At 62.7% G+C, this 23280-nt stretch carries 22 protein-coding genes, 6 tRNA genes and 1 riboswitch; of the genes, 19 read left to right on the top strand and 9 right to left on the bottom strand.

Annotated features, from left to right (window positions below; genetic code table 11):
* Nucleotides 1-108: 108 nt before the first annotated feature.
* Nucleotides 109-657 (bottom strand): GNAT family N-acetyltransferase, encoded by a 549-nt coding sequence (locus EDF71_RS20050; RefSeq protein ID WP_133858305.1) that lies wholly within the window; start codon nt 655-657, stop codon nt 109-111.
* Nucleotides 658-703: 46 nt separating this feature from the next.
* Nucleotides 704-928, top strand: a riboswitch (cobalamin riboswitch).
* Nucleotides 929-1187: 259 nt separating this feature from the next.
* Here EDF71_RS20050 and EDF71_RS20045 point away from each other — a divergent pair.
* The 6 genes from EDF71_RS20045 to EDF71_RS20020 all read left to right on the top strand — a co-directional run bounded on the left by EDF71_RS20045 (nt 1188) and on the right by EDF71_RS20020 (nt 6443).
* Nucleotides 1188-2210 (top strand): ABC transporter substrate-binding protein, encoded by a 1023-nt coding sequence (locus EDF71_RS20045; RefSeq protein WP_133858304.1) that lies wholly within the window; start codon nt 1188-1190, stop codon nt 2208-2210.
* Between the two features lie 102 nt (nt 2211-2312).
* Entirely contained in the window at nt 2313-3305 is a 993-nt protein-coding gene (locus tag EDF71_RS20040) for an iron ABC transporter permease (protein WP_243854374.1), read from the top strand.
* The gene (locus EDF71_RS20035) at nt 3302-4105 is read left to right on the top strand and encodes an ABC transporter ATP-binding protein (RefSeq protein ID WP_133858302.1); all 804 of its coding nucleotides are present in this window, start codon (nt 3302-3304) and stop codon (nt 4103-4105) included. The genes EDF71_RS20040 and EDF71_RS20035 overlap by 4 nt, the downstream gene beginning before the upstream one ends.
* A 51-nt stretch (nt 4106-4156) precedes the next feature.
* Nucleotides 4157-4567: a pseudoazurin gene (locus tag EDF71_RS20030; RefSeq protein ID WP_243854373.1), complete on the top strand. Its 411-nt coding sequence runs from the start codon at nt 4157-4159 to the stop codon at nt 4565-4567.
* A gap of 32 nt (nt 4568-4599) precedes the next feature.
* Nucleotides 4600-5934, top strand: coding sequence for an OprD family outer membrane porin (locus tag EDF71_RS20025; RefSeq protein WP_208301099.1), 1335 nt, complete (start codon nt 4600-4602; stop codon nt 5932-5934).
* Between the two features lie 119 nt (nt 5935-6053).
* A complete protein-coding gene (locus tag EDF71_RS20020; protein WP_133858300.1) occupies nt 6054-6443 on the top strand; it encodes a transcriptional repressor in 390 nt (129 codons plus the stop codon).
* 19 nt (nt 6444-6462) lie between these two features.
* Here the strand turns inward: EDF71_RS20020 and EDF71_RS20015 are convergent, their stop codons facing one another.
* The 4 genes from EDF71_RS20015 to EDF71_RS20000 all read right to left on the bottom strand — a co-directional run bounded on the left by EDF71_RS20015 (nt 6463) and on the right by EDF71_RS20000 (nt 9839).
* Nucleotides 6463-7653: a DUF1624 domain-containing protein gene (locus tag EDF71_RS20015; RefSeq protein WP_208301098.1), complete on the bottom strand. Its 1191-nt coding sequence runs from the start codon at nt 7651-7653 to the stop codon at nt 6463-6465.
* A 119-nt stretch (nt 7654-7772) separates the two neighbouring features.
* Nucleotides 7773-8291, bottom strand: coding sequence for a TPM domain-containing protein (locus tag EDF71_RS20010; protein WP_133858298.1), 519 nt, complete (start codon nt 8289-8291; stop codon nt 7773-7775).
* Nucleotides 8291-9232, bottom strand: coding sequence for a TPM domain-containing protein (locus tag EDF71_RS20005; RefSeq protein ID WP_133858297.1), 942 nt, complete (start codon nt 9230-9232; stop codon nt 8291-8293). The genes EDF71_RS20010 and EDF71_RS20005 overlap by 1 nt, the downstream gene beginning before the upstream one ends.
* Nucleotides 9233-9236: 4 nt before the next feature.
* Nucleotides 9237-9839 carry a LemA family protein gene (locus tag EDF71_RS20000; RefSeq protein WP_133858296.1) on the bottom strand — a complete coding sequence of 201 codons (603 nt, stop codon included), beginning with the start codon at nt 9837-9839 and terminating at the stop codon, nt 9237-9239.
* Nucleotides 9840-9968: 129 nt separating this feature from the next.
* On the opposite strand from EDF71_RS20000, the gene EDF71_RS19995 reads away from it, so the two are divergent.
* Nucleotides 9969-10538 carry a DUF2946 family protein gene (locus tag EDF71_RS19995; protein WP_133858295.1) on the top strand — a complete coding sequence of 190 codons (570 nt, stop codon included), beginning with the start codon at nt 9969-9971 and terminating at the stop codon, nt 10536-10538.
* A 29-nt stretch (nt 10539-10567) separates the two neighbouring features.
* Here EDF71_RS19995 and EDF71_RS19990 read toward each other — a convergent pair whose 3' ends face one another.
* The 4 genes from EDF71_RS19990 to EDF71_RS19975 all read right to left on the bottom strand — a co-directional run bounded on the left by EDF71_RS19990 (nt 10568) and on the right by EDF71_RS19975 (nt 17650).
* Nucleotides 10568-11461 (bottom strand): c-type cytochrome, encoded by an 894-nt coding sequence (locus tag EDF71_RS19990; protein WP_133858294.1) that lies wholly within the window; start codon nt 11459-11461, stop codon nt 10568-10570.
* Nucleotides 11462-11655: 194 nt separating this feature from the next.
* Nucleotides 11656-13095 (bottom strand): efflux transporter outer membrane subunit, encoded by a 1440-nt coding sequence (locus tag EDF71_RS19985; protein WP_133858293.1) that lies wholly within the window; start codon nt 13093-13095, stop codon nt 11656-11658.
* Complete coding sequence (locus EDF71_RS19980) at nt 13088-16306, bottom strand: efflux RND transporter permease subunit (protein WP_133858292.1); 3219 nt, start codon at nt 16304-16306, stop codon at nt 13088-13090. The genes EDF71_RS19985 and EDF71_RS19980 overlap by 8 nt, the downstream gene beginning before the upstream one ends.
* A 15-nt stretch (nt 16307-16321) precedes the next feature.
* The gene (locus EDF71_RS19975) at nt 16322-17650 is read right to left on the bottom strand and encodes an efflux RND transporter periplasmic adaptor subunit (RefSeq protein WP_243854372.1); all 1329 of its coding nucleotides are present in this window, start codon (nt 17648-17650) and stop codon (nt 16322-16324) included.
* A gap of 221 nt (nt 17651-17871) precedes the next feature.
* On the opposite strand from EDF71_RS19975, the gene EDF71_RS19970 reads away from it, so the two are divergent.
* The 12 genes from EDF71_RS19970 (at nt 17872) to rplA (ending at nt 23237) form a co-directional block, all read left to right on the top strand.
* Nucleotides 17872-18516 (top strand): TetR family transcriptional regulator, encoded by a 645-nt coding sequence (locus EDF71_RS19970; RefSeq protein WP_133858291.1) that lies wholly within the window; start codon nt 17872-17874, stop codon nt 18514-18516.
* Between the two features lie 106 nt (nt 18517-18622).
* Nucleotides 18623-18698: transfer RNA gene (locus tag EDF71_RS19965), tRNA-Arg, on the top strand.
* Between the two features lie 340 nt (nt 18699-19038).
* A tRNA-Arg gene (locus EDF71_RS19960) sits at nt 19039-19115 on the top strand.
* Between the two features lie 153 nt (nt 19116-19268).
* Nucleotides 19269-19354, top strand: a tRNA-Tyr gene (locus EDF71_RS19955).
* Between the two features lie 53 nt (nt 19355-19407).
* Nucleotides 19408-19481, top strand: a tRNA-Gly gene (locus tag EDF71_RS19950).
* Nucleotides 19482-19520: 39 nt separating this feature from the next.
* Nucleotides 19521-19595 (top strand) — tRNA-Thr (locus EDF71_RS19945).
* Between the two features lie 66 nt (nt 19596-19661).
* The gene (gene tuf, locus EDF71_RS19940; RefSeq protein ID WP_116926819.1) at nt 19662-20852 is read left to right on the top strand and encodes an elongation factor Tu; all 1191 of its coding nucleotides are present in this window, start codon (nt 19662-19664) and stop codon (nt 20850-20852) included.
* A 13-nt stretch (nt 20853-20865) separates the two neighbouring features.
* Nucleotides 20866-20941 (top strand) — tRNA-Trp (locus EDF71_RS19935).
* Between the two features lie 88 nt (nt 20942-21029).
* The gene (gene secE / locus EDF71_RS19930) at nt 21030-21413 is read left to right on the top strand and encodes a preprotein translocase subunit SecE (protein WP_021025391.1); all 384 of its coding nucleotides are present in this window, start codon (nt 21030-21032) and stop codon (nt 21411-21413) included.
* Nucleotides 21413-22006 carry a transcription termination/antitermination protein NusG gene (gene nusG / locus EDF71_RS19925; protein WP_021025390.1) on the top strand — a complete coding sequence of 198 codons (594 nt, stop codon included), beginning with the start codon at nt 21413-21415 and terminating at the stop codon, nt 22004-22006. The genes secE and nusG overlap by 1 nt, the downstream gene beginning before the upstream one ends.
* Before the next feature lie 102 nt (nt 22007-22108).
* Nucleotides 22109-22540: a 50S ribosomal protein L11 gene (gene rplK, locus EDF71_RS19920; protein WP_021025389.1), complete on the top strand. Its 432-nt coding sequence runs from the start codon at nt 22109-22111 to the stop codon at nt 22538-22540.
* 1 nt (nt 22541) lies between these two features.
* Nucleotides 22542-23237 carry a 50S ribosomal protein L1 gene (rplA, locus tag EDF71_RS19915; RefSeq protein ID WP_133858290.1) on the top strand — a complete coding sequence of 232 codons (696 nt, stop codon included), beginning with the start codon at nt 22542-22544 and terminating at the stop codon, nt 23235-23237.
* Nucleotides 23238-23280: the final 43 nt, after the last annotated feature.

Here is a 23280-nt window from a genome sequence, read left to right as displayed (position 1 = left end):
CTGGACCATCTTGAGCTTAAAGCTCTCATCGTATTTCGCCATGAAAAACACCCCATTGGTTGGACTGGTGTCCAACTTTTGGGGTGCAGTTCACATGCGGTGGTTTTTTTACGCCGCTACGGGATGGGTCGGGGCGGATCCGGTCTGCAGCAGCTGCTGCATATGGAGGGTCTGCCACAGCGGGTCGGCATCCTGGTGCAGATTGACAAAACCCTGGCGTTGCCAAAAAGCCTCTGCCCCTGGCAAAAAGGGGTGGGTGTGCAGATACAGCCGCTCCACACCCTGCTGCAGCGCCTGCTGCCGCAGCTGGGCGAACAGTTCGCCAGCCAGGCCTTGCCGGCGCCAGGCCGGGTCGATGTACAAGCGCACTACCTCTACCGTGTGTGCCCTGGGCAGGGCCAGGTGCGCAAAGCGGCCGTCGTAGGCGCGGTAGGCGATGCTGCCGATGATGCGGTCGCCCTGCCAGGCGGCCAGCATGCAGCCACCGGGCGACGCATAGACCGAGGCAAAGTCGCGCAGATCGGCCTGTGGCGTGCTGGTATCCACCCGATCGCCAAACATGGCCTGGCGCGCCGCCTGCAAAAAGGCCGCCACCGGCGCTAGTTGCGCAACGCGGCGGATGCGATAAGTGCTGTGTTGAATCGGTAGGTGGTTCATGGCCATCAAACGGCCTGCAGCTTAGCATGCAGGCCCTGTAAATCGGCTACAGTACAGCCACTTTGGTTTCGCAAGAACATGCTGTAGGCGCACTGCCTTGGCATGAGGGAATCCAGAAGGGCCAGCCCCCAGCCAGGTCCTGTAAATGGAACTGCCCCCGCAACTGTAGGCCGCGAGCAGCGCATCAGGCGCCACTGAACTTTGGTTTGGGAAGGCGATGCGCTGCACAGACCGGCCAGTCAGGAGACCTGCCAAGGTCATGCATTCACAAGCCACTGGCAAGCCCCGGTTTGCACAGAGAGACAGGCATGCCACCCGTTTGCGCGCTGCAAGGCGAACAACGCAAGCGCCGGTGCGGCAAACCCATTCATGGCGGATGTGCGTGTGTTTTGATCATGACCGGCGGGGTGTCCGGGCGGTGAGCAGCGTCTCGTCTGCGCAAGCCTGTCCCGGGTCCACCGGGCAGCGCCCCGCACCGGGTCGGCTCGCACGGCCAGCATGCCTTGCCTCTACCTGGAGAGACGATTCCGATGCCTGTTCGCCGTTTTGCGCTGCCCTCTCTGTTGGCCGCTTGCGTATGCACTTCCCTGTCCGCCTGGGCCGCTCCTTATCCGATGCAGCTGCAAAATTGCGGCTACGAGGTGTCCCTCAAGCAGGCGCCCGCGTCGGTCGTCACCATCGGCCAGGCCGGTACCGAGATGCTGTATGCGCTGGGTCAGGGCGACAAGGTGGTGGGCACCTCGCTGTGGTTCAATGCCGTGCTGCCCCAGTACAAGGCCATCAATGACAAGGTGCCGCGCCTGGCGGACAACGATCCCAGCTTCGAGTCGGTGATCGGCAAGCGCCCGGCGCTGGTGGTGTCGCAGTTTGAATGGATGGTCGGCAAGGACGGCGTCGTGGGCACGCGCGAGCAGTTCCATGACCTGGGCATTGCCACCTATGCCATGCCTTCCGACTGCGAAGGCAAGAACAACCTCAAGGGCGCCGATGGCACCCGCACCGCGGCCTACGATGCGCAGGCGCTGTACAAGAGCATCACGCAACTGGCGCAGCTCTTTGATGTGCAGCCCCAGGGCGAGCGCCTGGTCAAGGACCTGCGCGAGCGCCAGGCCAAGGCAGTGGCCAAGGTCAAGGCTGCGCAGCAGCCCAACCTGTCCGCTGCGCTGTGGTTCTCCAGCGCTGATCTGGCCATCGACCCCTACATGGCCGGCAAGAACGGCGTTGCCGGCTACATGCTGCAAACGCTGGGCCTGCGCAATATCGTCAATTCGTCCGAAGAGTGGCCCACTGTGGGCTGGGAGACCATTGCCAAGGCCAATCCCTCCATCCTGGTCATCGCCCGCATGGACCGCCGCCGCTTCCCTGCGGATGACTACCAGAAGAAGCTGGAGTTCTTGAAGAAGGACCCGGTCACCCAGCACATGGATGCGGTCAAGAACAACCGCATCGTCATCGTCGATGCCGATGCGCTGCAAGGCTCGATCCGCCTCGTCGATGGCATGGAGCAGATCAGCGACGCGGTGCTGAAGCTGGCCCAGCCAGCCCAGCGCTGATAAGCCGCTGACGCAAGACTTGGCATGGTGGTGGCAACGGCATCCGCGCGCCCATCGGCATTGCGTAGGCCCCTGCATTGGGCCGGCTGGTGCCTGGGCGCCGTGCTTGCGCTGCTGCTGAGCGTGGCGCTGGGCATTGCCATTGGCGAGACGGCGCTGTCGCCCAGCCTGGTGCTGCAGGTGCTGGCCAATAAGCTGGCCGGTGCCAGCTATGCCATTGACCCCATCAGCCAGGGCATTGTCTGGAACTACCGCCTGCCCCGGGCGCTGGTGGCGGCCAGCTGCGGCGCGGGCCTGGCGGTGTCCGGCGTCATTTTGCAATCGCTGCTGCGCAATGCGCTGGCCGAACCCTATTTGCTCGGCATCTCGGCCGGCGCATCGACCGGTGCGGTGCTGGTCTCCGTCGTCGGCGTGGGCGCAGGCGCCATCTCGATGACCATGGGCGCGTTTTTTGGCGCGCTCTGTGCCTTTGCACTGGTGGCCATGCTGGCCCATGCCGCCGGCAGCGGCGGGCTGCGCAACAGCGGCCAGATTGTGCTGGCCGGCATTGCGGGCTCGCAGCTCTTCAATGCGCTGACCTCGCTGATCATCACCAAGTCGGGCAGTGCCGAGCAGGCGCGGGGCATCATGTTCTGGCTGCTGGGCAGCCTGAGCGGAGTGCGCTGGCCCGATACCGTGCTGACGGCCTGCATCGCCATCACCGGCCTGCTGCTGTGCCTGCTGCACACACGCGCGCTCGATGCCTTCACCTTTGGCAGCGAATCAGCGGCTGCGCTTGGCGTGCCGGTGCGCCGGGTGCAACTGGTGCTGCTGCTGGCCGCGGCGCTGATGACGGCTGTCATGGTCTCCATCGTCGGCGCGATCGGCTTTGTCGGCCTGGTCATTCCGCATGCGGCGCGCATGCTGGTCGGCGTCAGCCACCGCCGTCTGGTGCCTGCCAGCGCCATGATGGGCGCGGTTTTTCTGATCGCGGCCGATGTGCTGTCGCGCACCTTGATCCGGGGCCAGGTGCTGCCGATTGGGGTGATTACCGCCCTGGTGGGTGCGCCGGTGTTTGCCTGCATTCTGCTCAAAAGCCAGCGGAGGCGCGGATGACGGCGGAGCCTGTGGTCACTGCGGATCAGCCGGTCTTGCAAGCCTGCGCGCTGGGCCTGCGCCTGCAGGGCCGGCCGGTTGTCGAGCAGCTCAGCCTGCCGGTGCAGCGCCAGGAGATGCTGGGCCTGATTGGCCCCAATGGCTCGGGCAAATCCAGCCTGCTGCGCTTGCTCGCCGGTGTGCTGCGGCCTGATGCCGGCCAAGTGCTGCTGCATGGCCAGCCGCTGCACAAGATGGGGCGCCGCGCCATCGCGCGTGAGCTGGCCCTGGTGGCGCAAATGGCCGAGACGCAGGATGCCATCAGCGTCGAGGATGCGGTGGCGCTGGGGCGCACGCCCTGGCTGTCAGCGCTGCAGCCTTTTGCTGCGCAGGACTGGGACGCAGTGCAGCAAGCCCTGGATGCCGTCGGCATGGCGGAGCGCCGCCACAGTGCCTGGCACAGCCTCTCGGGCGGTGAGCGCCAGCGTGTGCACATCGCACGCGCGCTGGCGCAGCAGCCGGGTGTGCTGCTGCTCGATGAGCCCTGCAACCACCTCGATATCCACCAGCAGCTGTCGCTGATGGCCTTGATCCGCAGCCTGCCCGTCACCAAGGTCGTAGCCCTGCATGACCTGAACCAGGCCCTGGCCTGCGACCGGCTGGCCGTCATGCAGCAAGGCCGGCTCGTCGCACTGGGTCGGCCCGATCAGGTGCTCGATGCAGCGCTGCTGGCACAGGTATTCCGCGTGGAGGCCAGTGCGCTGGTCGACCCCTGGGACGGCAGCCGGGTGCTGCGTTTTCGTCCGCTTTCTTCTTCCTGACTGTGAGCCCATATGCCCACCCTGAAACCCCGAATCTGGATACCTGTTCTATTGAGCGCCTTGCTGTGCAGCCAGGCGGGCGCAGAGACTTTTGAAGTCAAGATGCGCAACCGCAGCGCCACCGGCGCGATGACCTATGAGCCTGAGTTTTTGCAGATCAAGCCCGGTGACAAGGTCAAGTTCCTGGCCAGCAGCAGCGGGCATGATGCGGTCAGCATACCGGGCATGGCGCCCGCTGGTGCCAAGCCCTTCAAGGGCAAGATCAACGAGGAGATCGAAGTCAGCTTCGATGCCGCAGGTCTGTATGGCGTGCAATGCCTGCCCCATTACGCAATGGGCATGGTGATGCTGGTGCAGGTGGGCGATGCGCCGCTGTCCGGCCTGCAGGTACCCGCCGAGGTTCCTGAGCGCGCGCAGCAGCGCTTCAAGGACATCGTCAGCCGCGCTTCGGCGCCACGCTGAACGGCCACCGCAATTTTGGGCGACACAAAACAATGACATATTTCAAATGGATGGCGCGCAGCAGCGGCCTGGCGGTGTTGGCCGTGGCCGCAAGCCATGCGCAGGCGGGCGCGCAGGACGAGGCCAAGGGCCTGGTCGAGGGCGCGAGCCTGGGCATGGTCAACCGCATGGTGGTTGAGCAGCTGGACTACCGGCGCGGCGACAGCACCCGCGTGGTGTCCGGCGGCGCGCGTTCGGACAAGGCCGCCGAAGCCGCCTATGGCCTGATGCTGAACTTCAGCTCGGGCTACACGCAGGGGCTGATCGGCCTGGGACTGGATGCGCATGCCTATGGCGGCATCAACCTGGGCTCGGACGCCGACAAGGTGCGCAGCAACCCGCGCTATATCGCCAAGGACGGCAGCGACCTCCAGGACAGCTTTGGCCGCGCCGGTGCCGCGCTCAAGCTGCGTTGGTCATCGACCGAGCTGAAAGTGGGCGAGATGCGCACCAAGAACCCGATCTTCCACTCGTCCGACACGCGCCTGCTGCCCGAGACCAACCGGGGCTGGCTGATCAGCAGCAACGATATTCCGCAGCTGAGCCTGCAGGCCGGCCGCTTTACCCGCTGGGCCGACCGCAATGCGCGCAAAAACGGCCAGCCCCTGCTGGCCAATTACTCGGGCGTGCAAGGCGATGCCTTCAGCTTTGCCGGCGGCAGCTGGGCCACGCCCTGGAGCGGGCTGAGCCTGTCGAGCTATGTGGGCCAATACGAGGATGTCTGGAACACCTGGTACCTGGGCGGCTTCTACAAAAAGGCGCTGGCCGATAAGCAAAGCCTCTCGCTCAGCCTGAACCTGTACCGCAACAAAGACACCGGTGCCGCCAAGGCCGGCAAGGTGGACAACCTGACCTGGAGCCTGATGGGCACCTATGCGGCCGGCATGCACCAGCTGGGCCTGGGCTACCAGAAGGTAGATGGCGACACGCCGTTCGACTATGTGAACCGGGGCTCCATCTGGTTGGAAAACGCGATGCAGCTGTCGGACTTCAATGCGCCGCACGAGGCATCCTGGCAGCTCAAGTACGAGGCCGATCTGGGCCAGTGGCTGACACCGGGCCTGCGCGCTGGCGTGGCCTATACACGCGGCTCGGGCATTGACTACAGCCGCGCCGGCAGCGTGTACGCCAACTACCTGGGTGCCACCGGCAGTGGCGGCCGCCACTGGGAGCGCGACATGCTGCTGCGCTACACCGTGCAGCAGGGCCAGGCCAAGGGGCTGGCGCTGCAGCTGCGCTATGGCGTGCACCGGGCCAACAAAACCCAGGGCGAGCTGAATGTGAACCAGGTGCGCCTGCTGGCCGAGATGCCTTTGCAGATTTTCTGAGTTGCAAGAGCAGGGCAGAGCCTGCCTGCCGGCGCTGCCTGCAGGCGGCGGCCCGAGCGGCTATGATGGGCGCACCCTCGATTGCCTTAGCCGTTCCCCGGAACGCCCCCTGTCAGACCATGCAACGTCCTACCCGCCAGCGCGCCGCCATCGCCGATGCCTTTGCATCGCAAGGCCGTCCTCTCTCACCCCAAGAGGTGCTGGAGATTGCGGGTGCGGCCCTGCCGGCGCTGGGCATTGCCACCGTCTACCGCAACCTCAAGTCGATGACGGAAGAGGGCCTGCTGCGCGTGGTGACCTTGCCCGGTGGCCTGCCGCTTTACGAGCCGGCCACGCATGACCACCACCACCACTTCCAGTGCAATAGCTGCCGCCGGGTGTTTGATATCCAGGCCTGCCCGGGCGATCTCAAGGGCATGGCGCCGCCGGGCTTTCTGGTCGAGGGCCATGAGATCACCTTGTACGGCCAGTGCAAGGACTGCCTCAGCGGCGCAGGCCCTGCAGCCTGAGGCAGCTTGAGACGGCGTCTTAGAGGTACTTGAGCCAGGTGATATCGCGCCTGCGGGCCTTGAAGGCGGCAAAGGCCTTCACCGCCGGGTACAGCGCAAAGCCCATGGCCACCGTGGTGATCCACACCATCCAGATCGCATCAAAGCCAAATACCTCGCCCTGGTTGTTGCCCCAGATCGCCTGCGCGCCCAGGTAGAGGAACTTGAGCACATAGAGGTGCAGCACATAGAAGAACATGGGCACGGCGCCAAACACGGTCAGCGGTGCCAGCCAGCGCATCTGTGGCCGGCGCTCGAAAGCGCGCAGCAGCAGCAGGCCGATGCCCAGGGTCAGCGCCAGAAACAGCAGCGAGGGCGGGTACTTGGTGATGTTCAAAAAGCCCATCAGGCTGACCATCAGCGAGTCGCCCACCACCCAGGGCTTGTCGCCATACACATTGGCGGCACGCAGCAGCACAAAGCCGACCAGCAGGCCCAGGCCCCAGGTCAGCAGGCGGCGCTGGCGCTGCAGTGCATCGGCACCCTTGGCAAACCAGGGGCCCATCGCATAGCCCAGCGCAATCACGCCGATCCAGGGCAGCAGCGGGTAGGAGGTGCGCAGGCGCAGGCTGCTGCTCACATCGATCCAGCCCCGGTCATGCAGCACGGCCCAGAGTGTGTGCAGCGCATGGTCGGGCGCAAAGTGCAGGTGGTCGAGCAGGTTGTGGCCGGCGACCAGCAGCAGGCCCAGCGGAATGATCAGCCGGCGGGGCAGCCACACCAGCGCCGACAGCATCAGCATCGACAGGCCAATGGCCCAGATCACCTGCAAGAAGATCTTGGTGGGCGGGAACTGGAAGGTCCAGGCAAAGTTGACCACGGTCACTTCGAGCAGCACCAGAAACAGCCCGCGCTTGAAGAGAAAGCCCGAGGCCGCAGCGCGACCATCCTCATACTTGCTGCCATACAAAAAGGCCGACAGGCCCGTGAGCAGCACAAACACCGGCGCGCACAGATGGGCAAGCAAGCGGCTGAAGAACAGCTCGGGCGCAGTGGCGGAGACATCCATCGGGTCCGGCACCTGGTGGTGCAGGTAGAAGGTCTCGCGCACATGGTCGATCAGCATGAAGAGGATGACCAGGCCGCGCAGCGCGTCGATGGATTGCAGGCGGCTGGCGCCGGGCAAACCGGCAGCAGGGATGCGGGGGAGGATGGGGGTGTCGGAGGACATGGAGCAGGCGGGCGAGATGGGCGATGAAATGCGCATCAAATGATATTGATTGCGCATTATCATTTATATCCACTGCCCGATGGGGCGGGAGGCCGAAATTCGCCTCCCCTGCGCTGTGCTCAGCCGATCAGCGGCTGGTCATCCAGTTCATTGTCTGGCGCTGACGGCGCGGCGCCGCGCGGAAACTGCTGCTCCAGATGGCGCGATACCTGGCCGATGGCCGCCAGCAAGGCCTTTTCATACTGGCCGCTGCGCAGCTCGCTGGCCAGGCTGTCGACCATCGCCTGCCACTGCGGGCCGCTCACGCAGCGCGATACTGCGCGGTCGGCGACGATCTCGATCGCATGGTCGGTCAGCAGCAGGTAGATGAGCAGGCCATTGTTGTGCTCGGTATCCCAGACGCGCTGCTTGCCAAACTGCATCACCGCGCGCTCGCGCGCTGGCGCATCGCGGCGGATATAGCTCCAGGGCAGGGCACTTTCCACATAGACGCGGATCTGGCCGCTGTGCCTGGCCTCTGAAGCCGCGATGGCCTGCGCCAGGCGCTGCCGGGCGTCGTCGGGTAAGGCATGGGAGGCATCGCGCTCCAGAAAGCGGTGGCGCAGTTGCCTGCCCCAGCGTTGCAACCAATGGCCCATCACCAACTCCCCGAGGCGCCACCGCCCCCAAAATTGCCGCCGCCGCCGGAGCTGAATCCGCCACCGCCTCCACCGCCGCCGCCACCAAATCCACCACCGCCAAAGCCGCCTCCGCCGCCAAAGCCTCCGCCACCCCCGCCAATCGAGCTGCCCCCGCGCATGGTGCCGGCCAGCAAGACCACAAAGAGCGCGGCCACGCCAGCGCCAATGCCCAGCAGCACGCTGGAGGTGAGCCAGGCCGCTACCAGGCCTGCTGCACCACCGGTGGCCAGCGAGCCCAGTGCGCGGCCCAGCATGCTGCGCAACACGCTGCCGCCCACCATCACAAAGATGAAGAAGAACAGCAGCAGTTGCGCGGGGTCATCCGGCAAGGCCGACGACGCCTGGTTGCGGCTGGGGGCTGTGCTGCGGGGCGGCGGCAGCGCCTCGCCCTTGATCAGCGCGCTGATCTGGGCCAGGCTGTCACCAATACCCATGGCAAACTTGCCGGCCTGGAAGGCCGGCTTCATCGTCTCGTCAATGATGCGCGCGGCGCGCAGATCGGGGATCGCGCCTTCCAGGGTCTTGGCGACCTCGATGCGCATGCGCCGGTCGTCCTTGGCGACCAGTACCAGCAGGCCATCGCCCACGTCCTTGCGGCCAATCATCCAGGTGCTGGCCACGCGGTGCGCATAGGCGGCAATGTCTTCGGGGCTGGTGCTGGCGACCATCAGCACCACCACCTGCGCGCCGGTGTCGCGCTCCAGCGCCGTCAGCTGGGCTTCCAGCTGGGCCTGTTCCTGCGCGCTCAAGGTGGCGGTCTGGTCGATCACATGGGCGCTGAGCGCCGGCACCGGCTGCACGGCAGCCAACGCAGGCGCTGTAATCCAGGGCAGCAGCAGGGCCACCACCAGGGCCAGCAGCCAGGCCAGCCGGGGGTGCCAGGCGGGCATCGCGGCCATGCGCTTACTTCCGCTCAGACGAGAAGTCCACGGTCGGCGGCTGGGAGATCTGGGCCTCGTTCTGCACCGTGAAATTGGCCTTGGGCTGGTAGCCAAAGACCTTGGCGGTCAGGTTGGTCGGGAACTGGCGGGCCTTGATGTTGTAGGCCTTGACGGTGCCGATGTAGCGGTCACGCGCGACGGCGATGCGGTTTTCCGTGCCTTCCAGGGTCACGCGCAGATCGCGGAAGGCCTGGTTGGCCTTGAGCTCGGGGTAGCGCTCCGAGACCACCATCAGGCGCGACAGCGCGCTGGACAGCTCACCCTGGGCTTGCTGGAACTTGTTGAAGGCCTCCGGGTTGTTCACCAGCTCGGGCGTGGCCTGGATCGAGGTGGCCTTGGAGCGCGCTTCGATCACCTTGGTCAAGGTGTCCTGCTCGAAGTTGGCCTCACCCTCGACGGAGGCCACGATATTGGGCACCAGGTCGGCACGGCGCTGGTACTGGCTCAGCACCTCGCTCCAGGCGGCCGTGGATTCTTCGTCCAGCCGTTGAAAATCGTTATAGCCGCAGCCCGTCAGTGCCAGCGCTGCGGCTGCCACCACCAGAAATCGTTTCCATGCGTTCATGAGGGCTCCTTGCCAATTCAGAGCCGCCATTGTTACCTATCTGGCAGCGGCGCATTGTCAGCGATTATTGACGGTGTGAGGGGCGCAGCACCGGCATGCCGGGCCTGGCACATGCAGTAGGATCGCCGCATGGACGATATCGTGAAACAAGCCATGGCCAAATGGCCGAACGTGCCCGCCTGCTGGGGCTGGCTGGCGCTGGACGCGCGCGGCAACTGGTGGCTGCGTGATGCGCAGGCCCAGGCGGCCGGTGCATTCAGCAGTGGTCTGCCAGGCGCCAAGGGCTCGCGGGTGGAGCACGACAAGCTCGCGCAGTTCATTGCCCGCAACTACCTGGCTGATCCGCAGGGCTGCTGGTATTTCCAGAACGGCCCGCAGCAGGTGTTTGTGGAGCTGGAGGCGACCCCCTGGGTCTGGCGCGCGCAGTGGCGCGATGAGGCCCTGCATCTGCATTCCCATACCGGCGCGGTGCTGGCGCCTGCGCAGGTGCAGGCGGTGCTGGCCGATGAACAAGGTGCTGTCTATCTGCATACTGCCCAAGGGCTGGGCATTGTGCACACGCAGGATGTGCTGGATGTATCGCAGGCCCTGGAGCAGGGCCTGTTGCCGGAGCCAACCGAGGTGGCCAGCGTGCTGCTGGAAAAGCGCTATGGCTTTGTGCGCTCCCCCGCTGCGCTGAAGGCGGCGGGCCAGGCCTGATCTTTTAGCGGGCGCGGTGGGCAGCCTGCTTACTGCGCATGCTCCACCATGTACTGCACCGCGGCATGGATTTCTTCATCCGATGCGCTGGAGCCGCCACGTGGGGGCATCGCGCCCTTGCCGCTGATGGCGATCTTCACCATGCTGTCGATGCCCTGGGCGATATACGGCGCCCAGGCGGCCTTGTCACCGAACTTGGGCGCGCCGGCCACACCAGCGGCATGGCAGACAAAGCAGGCCTTGTCATACAGCGCCTTGCCATTGACGGCGGCGCTGGCGCTGGGGGCGGCAGCTGCAGGTGCTGCGGCAACGGCCGCTGCTGGTTCGGCAGGAGCTGCAGCAGGAGCGGCCGAGGCTGCTGCGGGGGCTGCAACGGCTGGCGCTGCGGTGGCTGGGGCAGCACTGCTTGCATCGGCGCTGGTAGCAGCAGGGCGCTGGGGTTCATCAAACTTGGCGCCGGCGGCATTGGCCATGTAGACCACGCCACGGGCGATTTCGGTGTCTTCAAAGTCGCCGCCGCCTTGCGGGGCCATGGCGCCCTTGCCGGCGATGGCCGAGTGCACCAGCGCTTCGAGGCCGGTCTTGATGCGCGGGGCCCAGGCAGCAGCATCTTCAAACTTGGGGGCGCCGGCAGCGCCAGTGGCATGGCAGGAGGCGCATTGGGCCTGGTAGACCTCCTGGCCGGATTTGAGGGGGCGGTTGGCGTCGCGTATCTCGACCGAGCCTACTTTCTGCAGCCGGCTTTCGATGGAGCCTGCGTTATCGGCCGCGCCGGGGCCGGATTTGTTGGCCGAGGTCACAAAGGTCACCAAGCCAATGATGGCAAATACCGGGATCACAAAAGCAAAGATCACCGTCCACAAAAATTGCTTGGGTGATTTGACGGGGCCTGTATGTGCTTCTTCTTGCTGGATGTCGCTCATGGCTTCCTCAAATTCTCTGTGGGCTTGTTGTTCATCGTGCAGAGGCCAAAATCATTATATCGACGGGTTTTTTGGCAGGGCCTCCGGGCAAATACCTGCAGGTAATCAACCACAGTTGCGCCGCGCGCGCATAAAAAAATGGCTTGCCAGCAGGTCTGGCAAGCCATTGTGGGGCCGCAGTCGCGGGCAGGAACCTATGGTTTGCCAGCAGTTGGGGCCGCCTGAGCGACAGTGTCGGCCGCTGCAGCGTCGGTCCAGCCGCCACCCAGCGCCTTGTACAGGCCGACCTGGTTTTGCAGCTGGGTCAGGCGCACTTGCACCACGGCTTGCTCCAGCGCGAACAGCGAGCGCTGCGCATCGAGCAGGTCCAGGTAGCTGGCCACACCATTCTTGTAGCGCAGGTCCGACAGCTTCAGGCGTGCCGACTCGGCCTCGACCTGGGCCTGCTGCGATTGCAGCTGGTCAGCCAGCGTCTGGCGGCTGACCAGAGCGTCCGAGACCTCGCGGAACGCGGTCTGGATGGCCTTCTCATACTGCGCTGCAGCAATCTTGGTCTGCACTTCCGCGACTTCCAGGTTGGCCTGGTTGCGGCCGGCATTGAAGATCGGCAGGTAGAGCGAAGGCGCAATCGTGAAACCCTTGGACTTGGAGTCGAACAGGTCAGACAGCTCGGAGCTGGCAAAGCCGGCGCTGGCGGTCAGCGAGATCGCCGGGTAGAACAGCGCACGCGCCGCGCCAATGTTGGCGTTGGCGGCGATCATGGTCTGCTCGGCCTGGCGCAGGTCCGGGCGGCGCAGCATCAGGTCCGAGGGCAGGCCCGCTGGCACATCGGCCATCACGGGCAGATCGCTCAGGCGCTTGCCCTGCAGGCTGGTCAGCAGCTCGGCCGGTGGCGTCTGGCCCAGCAACAAGGTCAGGGCGTTGACGTCCAGCGCGCGCTGGCGCAGTTGCTGAGCCAGGGTCGCCTTGGCGTTTTCCGTCAGCGACTGGGCCTGGCGGTAGTCCAGCTCCGAAGCCACACCGGCATCCAGGCGCAGCTTGGACAGCTTGATCGATTCCTCGCGCGTCTCCAGGGTGCGGCGCGAGATGTCGATCAGCTCCTCGTCGGCCTGCAGGGTCAGCCAGGCGTTGGCGACCGAGGCCACCAGGCTGATCTGGGCAGACTTGCGGCCTTCTTCGGTGGCCAGGTACTGGGCGAGGGCCTGTTCCTTGAGGCTGCTGATGCGGCCAAAGAAGTCGATCTCCCAGCTCTGGATACCGACACCCACGCTGAAGGCATTGCCGTAGGCGCCGGTGATCTGGCTGCGCTGGCGCGTCGCCGAGCCGGAGACGCCCACTTCCGGGAAGCGCTGGGCGTCCTGGATCTGGTAGAGCGCACGGGCCTGGGCGATGTTGAGCACCGCCACGCGCAGGTCACGGTTGTTGTCCAGCGCGGTCTGGATCAGCTGCTGCAGGCGCGTATCGGTGAAGAAGTTCTGCCAGGGAATATCGGCAGCGGCCTGCTGCGTCTGTTCCGTGGCCACCGGGTACTGCGCAGCCACCGGGGTGGCAGGCTTGTCCAGCGATGGAATCAGCGAGCAACCCGAGGCCAGCAGGGCCGCAGCCAGAACGGTTGGTATCAGTTTCTTATTCATGGTGGGTTCCTTTCCCCACATTGGCAGACAGAACAGCGTCGTGTCCACGATCAGGCGAATGCGGCGCGGGCGGGCTGCCTTGCGGTCCCTTGTCCTGCTCGCCCTTGCGGCCGAACAGACGGAAGACCTCGACAAAGAACACCGGCACCAGGAACACGGCCAGGAAGGTGCCGATGATCATGCCCCAGAACACGCCGGTGCCAATCTCGTGCTGACTCACGGCACTGGCGCCGGAGGCGATGTACAGCGGCACCACACCCAGGATGAAGGCCAGCGAGGTCATCAGGATCGGGCGGAAGCGCAGGTGACCGGCTTCCAGCGCCGCATCCAGCGCGCTCATGCCCTGGTCGTGCAGGTCCTTGGCGAACTCCACAATCAAGATGGCGTTCTTCGCGGACAAGCCGATCACGGTGATCAGCGCCACCTGGAAGTAGATGTCGTTGGGCATGCCACGCAGGTGCATACCGCCTACGGCGCCCAACACACCCAGTGGCACCACCAGCAGCACGGCCAGCGGAATGCTCCAGCTCTCATACAGCGCTGCCAGGCAGAGGAAGACCGCCAGGATCGAGAACGCGTACAGGATCATCGCCGACGAGCCGGCTTTCTTTTCGTCCAGCGACTGGCCGGTCCACTCGTAGCCAAAGCCTTGTGGCAGCTCGGCCGACAGCTTTTCCATCTCGGCCATCGCGTCACCCGTGGTGTAGCCGGGCTTGGCCTGGCCGGTGATGCTCATCGAGGGATAGCCGTTGTAGCGCGACATCTGCATCGGGCCGGTGATCCACTTGGCCGTGGCCAGGGTGGACAGCTCGACCAGCTTGCCGTCCGCATTGGGCACGGTCAGCTTCATCACGTCCTCAGGCTGCATGCGGGTAGCGGCGTCGGCCTGGATGGTGACGCGCTGCATATAGCCCTTGTTCGGGAAGTCGGTCGAGTTGCTCGAGCCCAGGGCGGTCGACAGGGTCGTCGCGATATCGGCCATGTTGACCTTTTGCGCATACACCGCATTGCGGTTGATGTCGACCTGCCACTGCGGCGCGTCATCCACACCGTCAAAGCGCATGCCCGTCAGGATGGGGCTCTTGCTGGCCTTGGCGATCAGGTCATTGCGGGCCTTGAGCAGCTCGGCATGACCATGGTTGCCGCGGTCCTGCAGGCGGAAGGTAAAGCCATCGCTGTTGCCCAGTTCGGAGATCGACGGTGGCACCAGGGTGTAGATGAAACCATCGCGCAGGCTCATCATCGCGCCCATGGCCCGGCCGGCGAACGACGAGGCATCCGAGCCCGGCGCCGTGCGCTCGGACCAGTCCTTGAACACGGTAAACGCCAGACCCATGTTCTGCGCTTGACCGGCAAAGCTGAAGCCCAAAATGCTCACGATGTTGGACGTTTCAGGCTGCGCCAGGACAAAGTCTTCCAGCTGCTTCATGGTCTCGCTGGTGCGCTCCTGGGTGGCACCCGGGGGCAGTTGCACCAAGGAGATCACATAGCCCTGGTCTTCCACCGGCAGGAATGCCGTTGGCAGCGCCTTGAAGCCAAACACCACGCCGACGATCACCGCTGCATAGACCAGGAAGGCCAGGAAGGTGCGCTTGACGACACCGATCAAGGTCTTCTGGTAGCCCTTGGTGGCCTTGCCGAACATGCGGTTGAACCAGTTGTAGAAGGGACCCAGCAGGCCGGTCTTCTTGTCATGCGCATGGCCCTTGGGAATGGGCTTGAGCATGGTGGCGCACAGCGCTGGCGTCAGGGTCAGCGCGAAGAAGCCCGAGAAGAAGATCGAGATCGCCATCACCAGCGAGAACTGGCGGTAGATATTGCCGGTCGCGCCCGAGAACATGGCCAGCGGGATGAACACGGTCACCAGAATCACGGTAATACCGACCACGGCGCCCTGGATCTGGCCCATGGCCTTGATCGTTGCCTCCTTGGGCGATAAGCCCTCTTCGGACATGATCCGCTCGACGTTCTCCACCACCACGATCGCATCGTCCACGACGATACCGATCACCAGCACCATGGCGAACATCGACAGAATATTGATGGTCAGCCCCACGCTGTACATCACCGCAAAGGCCCCGAGCAGCGCAATAGGCACGACGATGGTCGGGATCAGGGTGTAGCGGATGTTCTGCAGGAAGATCAGCATCACGATGAACACCAGCACGATGGCTTCGAGCAGGGTGTGCAGCACTTTTTCGATCGAGATCTTGACGAACTTGGAGGTGTCATACGGCGCCGACCACTTCACACCCGCAGGCAGGAAGGGTTCGAGCTCGTCCATCTTGTTGTAGACCTCTTTGGCGGTCGCCATCGCGTTCGCGGTCGAGGTCAGCTGCACGGCCAGCGCCACGGCCGGCTTGCCGTTCAGGCGCGAGTTGAAGGCATAGCTTTCGGTGCCCAGCTCCACGCGGGCCACATCCTTGAGGCGCACGGTCGAGCCGTCCGAGTTGGAGCGCAGCACCACCTCGCCAAACTCCTCGGGCGTGGACAGCTGTCCAGGCACGACGATGGTGGCGTTCATGCTGGTGCCCGGCAGGCTCGGCGTATCACCCAGCGCACCACCGGAGATCTGCTGGTTCTGCGCGGCAATGGCGGCATTGATCTGTGCGATCGACATGCTGTAGCCCTGCAGCTTGGCTGGATCGACCCAGACGCGCATCGCGCGACCGGCCGCAAACAGCTGGGCCTTGCCCACGCCGTCCAGACGCTGGATTTCCGGCAGCACATTGCGGTTGACGTAATCGGAGATTTCGTCACGCGAGGTCTCGCCGGTGTCCGACTGGAAGGTCAGAATCATCAGGAAGTTGCTCATCGACTTGTCGACGCGCACGCCCAGCGATTGCACGATGCTGGGCAGGCGCGGCGTGGCACGGGCCAGCCGGTTTTGCACATCCACCTGGGCCAGGTCGGGGTTGGTGCCGGGCTCGAAGGTCACGGTCAGCTCGCCGCTGCCGGTGGCAGAGGCGGACGACGACATGTACATCAGGCCTTCGGCGCCGTTGATCTCACGCTCGATCAGCTGTAGCACCGAGTCGGTCAGGGTCTGCGCAGTGGCACCAGGGTAGGTCGCCGTCACCGTGATGGTGGGCGGTGCCACGCTCGGGAACTGCGCCACCGGCAGTCGGGTAATGGACACGATACCTGCGAGGACCACGAAGATCGCGATCACCCAGGCAAAAATCGGTCTGTGAATAAAGAACTTTGACATTCCGCTGTGTCCTGTTTATTTGCTGGCGGCGGTGTTGCCTGCAGCTTCTGGCGAGGCGGCGGGCTTGTCCGCAGCGGGTGCCTCAGCCTGGGGCGCTGCCCCTGCTGCAGGAGCCGCTGGCGCTGCCGCCTTGTCGCTCGGGTTCTTCCATGGCACTGGCGTGACGTGCGTCGCGCCCATGCCCAGCTTGATGAAGCCATCCACCATGACCTGGTCGCCCGGCTTGAGGCCATCGGTCACCACCCAGTTGGTGCCCTTGGACTGGCTGATCTGCACAGGCTTGGGGCTGACCGAGCCGTCGGCGGCGACGATCATCACGGTGTTGCCCTTTTCATTGCGGGTCACGGCTTGCTGCGGGATCAGCACGGCGTTGTCCACTTGGGCTTCCTGGATGTGCACACGCACATACATGCCGGGCAGCAGCAGGTTTTCGGGGTTGGGCAGCTCGGCGCGCACGCTCACCTGGCCAGTCGCAGGGTCCACCGTCAGATCGGTGAACAGCAGCTTGCCGGGGTGGGCATAGGGCTTGCCGTCGTCGGTGTAGACGATGACCTTGGCGGCGTTGTCACCGGCCTTGGCCAGCTTGCCGGACTTGAGCGCCTCACGCATGCGCAGGATCTCGGAAGACGACTGCGTCACGTTCACGTACAGCGGGTTGATCTGCTGGATCACGGCCAGCTCGGTCACACCGCTTTGGCCGACCAGCGCACCTTCGGTCACCAGCGAGCGGCCAATGCGGCCGGAGATCGGCGCCGTCACCGAGGCATAGCCCAGGTTGATGTTGGCATTGGTCACGCCTGCCTTGCCGGCAGCGACCTGGGCCAGTGCAGCCTTTTCATTGGCCACGGCAACGTCGTATTCCTGCTTGCTGATGGCGTTGGCTTCTACCAGCGGCTTGTAGCGGCGGGCGGTGGATGCCGCCTGAGCCAGGCTGGCCTGGGCCTGGGCCAGAGTCGCCTGTGCGCTTTCCAAGTTGGCGCGGTAGGGCGCATTATCGATCTGGAACAGCACTTGGCCGGCCTTGACGTCCGAGCCCTCGGTGAACAGGCGCTTTTGCAGGATGCCTGCCACGCGTGCACCCACTTGGGCCACGCGCACGGGCTCCAGGCGGCCGGGCAGATCGGAGACCACAGGAATGCTCTCCAGCTTCACCGTCAGCACGCTGACCTCAGGCGGCTTGGGCGCACCGCCTTGTTGGGCTGCTTGTTCGTCTTTCTTGTTGCCGCAGGCGGTCAAGACCAGGGCGGCAACCAGCGTCAGAGCCAGCACGCCGGTCTTGCGGCGGGGGCTGGTGGAGGCTGGGCGGTTCCCGGTAGATTGGTTTGCTTCATACATCTGCTGCATGAAAGTCCCTTCGGTAGATGAGAAATGGTAAAGATGGAGGCCCCAAGAGGCCTTGCTGGGCTTGTCTCACATCCGGGCGCGGATGGTCCTCAATTCCCATGAAATTGCTGCGCGATTATACATACATGCGCAAATGTATAATTGTCGAAATTTGATAAATAACGCATGGCCTTTGGGTTGACAAACAGGGGTCATGTGCTTGCAAGAACGGAATACAAGCGATGGCTCGACGTACTAAAGCAGAGGCAGATGAGACCCGCGTCAAGCTGCTGGATGCGGCAGAACAGGTGTTCTTCGAGAAGGGCGTGGCGCGCGCTTCGCTCAACGAAATCGCCCAGCGGGCAGGTGCTACCCGCGGGGCGGTGTACTGGCACTTCAAAGACAAGGTCGATGTTTTTACATCGATGCTTGATCGCATCTGCATGCCCTTCGAGGAAATTTGTGACGACAAATATGGCGAGCTGGCCCCGCTTGATCGAATCCGCCGATCAATCTATGCAGTGTTTGACAGTATGGATGGGGACGAACGCCGCCGCAAGGTGTTTGACACGGCGCTGTTCAAGCTGGAGTACGTGGGCGAGCTGGAGAGCGTGCGCGAAGGCCATGTCGAGAGTTTTGCCTGCTCCCAGCGCAAATTTGCCGCTGATCTGGAAGAGGCCTCCCAGCAGGACCAGGTACAGATGCAGATGACGCCGCAAGAGGCAGCGCTGGGTTTGCACTCTTTATTTGTGGGGCTGATCCACGGCTGGGTGCTCAATGAAGGCAACTTTCCGCTGCGCAGCATGGGTGAAAAAGCAGTGGAAGCCTATCTGACCGGCCTGGGCTTTGGTCCCAGCAAGCTGCCCGCAGCCAGCTCAGGGCTTTGAAGGCTAGTCCCTGCTGCGATGCCCGGGCGACAACTGAACGGCCAGGGCATCCAAGCCATGCCATAATCAGCGGGTTGATCTGCAGCGCTTTGCGTCTGCAGCTTGTGCGGCTGTAGCTCAGTGGATAGAGTATTGGCCTCCGAAGCCAAGGGTCGTGGGTTCGATCCCCGCCAGCCGCACCAACCGCTCTTTCTTGCTCCATCTGAGCAGCATCAACCCGCCTGTGACGTCGCAGCGCGGGTTTTTTGTTGCCTGTTGGGTGCTGTGCTCGCGTGCAGCTCTATGCTTGTCGATGTTGCCGAGCTGCAGATCTTGCTGCGTTCATCCCAGAGGATGCCTGCTTAGAGATGCGCTAGCCTGTGCGTGCTGCCTGCTTGGGCGCTGCGATCTGTCTCGCCAGGCTTCCAAGAGGCGCCATGTGCGCTCCTGTCGCCACGGATCACCCGGTTTCAGCACGATTTTTTGAAAAAACATGGTCGATTCGGTCAAGGTGCCCAAAAAAAGCCTACAATACGCAGCTTAGCGGCTGTAGCTCAGCTGGATAGAGTACTTGGCTACGAACCAAGGGGTCGTGGGTTCGATTCCTGCCAGCCGCACCAGTTAAGAGCCTCGAGATTTAGGTCTCGGGGCTTTTTATATAGAGAGAAGCATTGTTTTCGGGTTTGTGCGGGTTGCGTCCCTGAAAGAAATTTGCGAGAAATCGGAAGTTTCTAAAAACAGCCAAAAATGATGCTACAATCTAGTTCTTCTTCGGAGGGGTGCCCGAGTGGCTAAAGGGGGCAGACTGTAAATCTGTTGGCTTACGCCTACACTGGTTCGAATCCAGTCCCCTCCACCAGAAATGGTTGAAGAAGAAAGCTTTGCAGCAATTGCGCTTATGGCGCGGTTGATGCGGGAGTAGTTCAATGGTAGAACCCTAGCCTTCCAAGCTAATGACGCGGGTTCGATTCCCGTCTCCCGCTCCAGTCTGCAGTAAAGCGATCCTGTTGCAATTTGAAAAAATTGCCCATGTGGCTCAGTGGTAGAGCACCCCCTTGGTAAGGGGGAGGTCGGCAGTTCGATCCTGCCCATGGGCACCATATTTAAGTGCGCACGGTTCTTGTTGCGCTATATCCCATTAGGTTTAGGTTTTTTCGGAGTCTAGAATGGCAAAAGGAAAATTCGAGCGCACCAAGCCGCACGTGAACGTGGGCACCATTGGTCACGTGGACCACGGCAAGACCACGCTGACGGCTGCTATCGCAACCGTGCTGTCTGCCAAGTTCGGCGGCGAAGCCAAGAAGTACGACGAAATCGACGCTGCTCCTGAAGAAAAGGCACGCGGCATTACCATCAATACCGCACACGTTGAGTACGAAACGGCTAACCGCCACTACGCTCACGTGGACTGCCCTGGCCACGCCGACTATGTGAAGAACATGATCACCGGCGCTGCTCAGATGGACGGCGCTATTCTGGTTTGCTCGGCTGCTGACGGCCCCATGCCCCAGACCCGTGAACACATCCTGCTGGCTCGCCAGGTGGGCGTGCCTTACATCATCGTGTTCCTGAACAAGTGCGACATGGTTGATGACGAAGAGCTGCTGGAGCTGGTGGAAATGGAAGTCCGCGAACTGCTGGACAAGTACGATTTCCCAGGTGACGACACCCCCATCATCCGCGGCTCGGCTAAGCTGGCTCTGGAAGGCGACCAATCCGACAAGGGTGAGCCCGCAATCCTGCGTCTGGCTGAAGCTCTGGACACCTACATCCCAACGCCAGAGCGCGCTGTGGACGGTGCTTTCCTGATGCCCGTGGAAGACGTGTTCTCCATCTCCGGTCGTGGTACCGTGGTGACCGGCCGTATCGAGCGCGGTATCATCAAGGTCGGCGAAGAAATCGAAATCGTCGGTATCAAGGACACCGTCAAGACCACCGTTACCGGCGTGGAAATGTTCCGCAAGCTGCTGGACCAAGGTCAAGCTGGTGACAACGTTGGCCTGCTGCTGCGGGGCACCAAGCGTGAAGACGTGGAGCGTGGCCAAGTGCTGTGCAAGCCTAACTCGATCAAGCCACACACCCACTTCACCGCTGAAGTGTATGTGCTGAGCAAGGACGAAGGCGGCCGCCACACCCCATTCTTCAACAACTACCGTCCTCAGTTCTACTTCCGTACCACGGACGTGACCGGCGCCATCGAGCTGCCAGCTGACAAGGAAATGGTTATGCCTGGCGACAACGTGTCGATCACCGTCAAGCTGATCAACCCCATCGCTATGGAAGAAGGTCTGCGTTTCGCTATTCGCGAAGGCGGCCGTACCGTGGGCGCTGGCGTGGTTGCCAAGATCATTGCGTAAGTATTGATTTCGTAGGGGTATAGCTCAATTGGCAGAGCGTCGGTCTCCAAAACCGAAGGTTGTAGGTTCGATTCCTACTGCCCCTGCCACTGAATAAGTGGTCAACCAAGCCCGCCTGATTACAAGGCGGGCTTCGGCGTCTTGAGTGATGCCTATTTTCATCTCTGAATTGTCGACATGGCTGCTACACAAGTTGAAACTGTTAGTTCTGGTGCGGACAAGCTCAAGCTGTTCGCCGTAGCTGCATTGGTTATCGCCGGTATCGCCGGCTTTTACCTGTTGGCCAAACAAGGTGCGATTGCCCAGTGGGCCGTGCTGATTGTGGCCCTGATTGCGGCTGTCACCGTTTTTCTGGTGTCTGAACCAGGTAAGCAATTTGTTGGTTTCGCCAAGGACTCCTGGCGTGAAGTCAAGAAGGTCGTCTGGCCTTCGCGTAAAGAGACGCTGCAGATGACCGCCTACGTGTTTGCGTTCGTGGTCATCATGTCTTTGTTCTTGTGGATGACTGATAAAACGCTGGAATGGGTCTTGTATGACCTGGTTCTGGGCTGGAGGAAGTAATGTCGAACACGGACGAAACAACCAACACAGGCGCTGAGGCGCCTATGAGCGCTGCTAATCCCGATCTGCGCTGGTACATCGTGCATGCCTACTCGGGCATGGAGAAGGCGGTTGAGCGCAACATCCTGGAGCGCATTCACCGCTCGGACATGCAAAGCAAGTTTGGCCGCATCCTGGTGCCCACCGAAGAAGTGGTGGAAGTGCGCAATGGTCAGAAGAAGACCACCGAGCGCCGTCTGTTCCCAGGCTATGTGTTCGTCGAGATGGTCATGGACGACGACACCTGGCACTTGGTCAAGCACACCAGCAAGGTGACAGGTTTTGTGGGTGGTGCCAAGAACCGTCCCGCTCCCATCTCCGAAGCAGAAGTTCAGAAGATCGTTCTGCAGATGGAAGAAGGCTCGGACAAGCCGCGCCACAAGATCGAATTCACCGTGGGCGAATTCATTCGCGTCAAGGAAGGTCCGTTCACGGACTTCAACGGATCCGTCGAAGAAGTAAACTACGAAAAGAGTCGACTTCGCGTTTCTGTTATGATCTTTGGCCGTTCAACTCCGGTTGAGCTGGAATTTGCGCAGGTCGAAAAAACCTGATTGATTTTCATGCACTTACGGACTCGGTGCCTAAACAGAGTCTTAACCCCCGGGGAGCCCGCGCTATGCAGTGCGGGCGTTTTTACCCGTAAGGAGCTATAAATGGCAAAGAAAATTGTCGGCTTCATCAAGCTGCAAGTGCCAGCTGGTAAAGCCAATCCATCGCCACCCATTGGTCCAGCACTGGGTCAACGTGGTCTTAACATCATGGAATTCTGCAAGGCGTTCAACGCCCAGACCCAAGGTGTTGAGCCAGGTCTGCCACTGCCTGTGGTGATCACCGCTTTCGCGGACAAGAGCTTCACGTTCGTCATCAAGACCCCACCCGCAACGGTGCTGATCAAGAAGGCGATCAAGCTGGACAAGGGCTCTTCGAACCCTCTGGCTACCAAGGTCGGCAAGATCACCCGCGCTCAGCTGGAAGAGATCGCCAAGACCAAGCTGAAGGACATGAACGCTGCTGACGTTGATGCCGCTGTGCGCACGCTGGCTGGTTCCGCCCGTTCGATGGGCGTTACGGTGGAGGGCCTCTAAGATGGCAAAGTTGACCAAGAAGCAAAAGGCCCTGCAAGGCAAGGTGGACACCACCAAGCTGTACGCATTCGCTGATGCAGTTGCAATCGTCAAGGACGCAGCAACGGCCAAGTTTGACGAATCCATCGACGTGGCTATCCAGCTCGGCGTGGACGCAAAGAAGTCGGACCAAGTGGTTCGTGGCGCTGTCGTGCTGCCTAACGGCACCGGCAAGACCACCCGCGTGGCCGTGTTCGCACAAGGCGCCAAGGCTGAAGAAGCCAAGGCCGCTGGTGCCGATATCGTTGGTATGGACGAGCTGGCCGCCATGGTCAAGGCTGGTGACATGCCTTTCGACATCGTGATCGCCGCTCCTGACGCAATGCGTGTCGTTGGTACCCTGGGTCAAATCCTGGGCCCGCGCGGTCTGATGCCTAACCCCAAGGTTGGCACCGTGACTCCCGACGTCGCTACGGCTGTGAAGAACGCCAAGGCAGGTCAGGTGCAGTTCCGCGTTGACAAGGCTGGTATCGTTCACTCGACCATCGGCCGCCGTTCGTTCGAGAACGACAAGCTGCAAGGCAACTTGGCTGCTCTGATCGACGCTCTGAACAAGGCAAAGCCAGCTACCAGCAAGGGTCTGTACCTGCGCAAGGTGGCAGTGTCGTCGACGATGGGTATCGGCGTGCGCGTCGATGCACAGTCCATCGCAGCGTAATTGCTAAAAAAATCGTCAGACTGGTGCTTGCACCGGTCTGGTG

It is taken from the genome of Comamonas sp. JUb58 (genome assembly GCF_004364775.1).
Classification (GTDB): Bacteria; Pseudomonadota; Gammaproteobacteria; order Burkholderiales; family Burkholderiaceae_C; genus Comamonas.
Note: the sequence above shows the minus strand (reverse complement) of the source record. Positions and strands in the feature narration are given on the sequence as shown.